Here is a 411-nt window from a genome sequence, read left to right on the forward strand (position 1 = left end):
CGTGGTATCTGGGGGTGACCAAGGACCACCCCAGCCATGAGAAAGCAGCTAAAGATTTTATCAACTGGATGTACAATTCTAGGGAAGCGCAAGACGTGATCATCAACGAAATGCGTTTTGTCCCCGCCACGAAAGATTTTAACATCAAACGTTTGCCAGACGATGTTTCTAAAGAGATCTATGAAGTCGGGACTTCCAAGGATGCAGTCACACCGATCCACAAGCAATATCCGAATGGCTTTGCCAATGAAGTGATCGGGCCGATGGTTCAACGATACTTGGTCGGAAAAACTACCTGGGAGAATTTAAAGAAAGTTATTTCAAACCAGTATAAACAGCTGAAAACAGTACAAAGCGGTCAGTAGGTGTTAGAAGTTGGAATGTGATGCAAACTTCGGTGAAGTAAGTGTT

1 pseudogene is annotated in these 411 nt (G+C 44.0%); it reads left to right on the forward strand.

Annotation, left to right across the window (positions count from 1 at the left end):
* Window positions 1–365, forward strand: a pseudogene (locus tag FC65_RS12100) (ABC transporter substrate-binding protein); the annotation flags it as partial.
* Window positions 366–411: the final 46 nt, after the last annotated feature.

Source organism: Ligilactobacillus acidipiscis DSM 15836 (assembly GCF_001435755.1).
Taxonomy (GTDB): Bacteria; Bacillota; Bacilli; order Lactobacillales; family Lactobacillaceae; genus Ligilactobacillus; species Ligilactobacillus acidipiscis.